Consider the following 285-nt stretch of genomic DNA (forward strand, 5'->3'; position numbering starts at 1 on the left):
CCGAGCCGCGCGACCGAAGGATTTTTCGGCCGCCGGCACGGCAAGACCATTCGCCCGCAGCAGGCTGCGGCGCTGGAAAGCGGCCTGCGCGCCTACAGGCTCGACCTGTCGGCGGAGGCGCCGGCGGACCTCGCAACGCTGTTCAAGGCAGACGTTTCAGCCCTCCAGCTCGAGATCGGCTTCGGCGGCGGCGAGCATCTGTTGCATCGCGCGACGGAAGCGCCGGCGACCGGCTTCATCGGCGTCGAGCCGTTCGTCAACGGCATGGCCAAGATGATGACGGCG

General features: G+C 69.1%; 1 pseudogene. It reads left to right on the forward strand.

The features are described 5' to 3' along the window. A pseudogene (locus EN804_RS36640) lies at positions 1–285 on the forward strand (tRNA (guanosine(46)-N7)-methyltransferase TrmB); the annotation flags it as partial.

This window comes from Mesorhizobium sp. M8A.F.Ca.ET.161.01.1.1 (genome assembly GCF_004792105.1).
GTDB lineage: Bacteria > Pseudomonadota > Alphaproteobacteria > Rhizobiales > Rhizobiaceae > Mesorhizobium.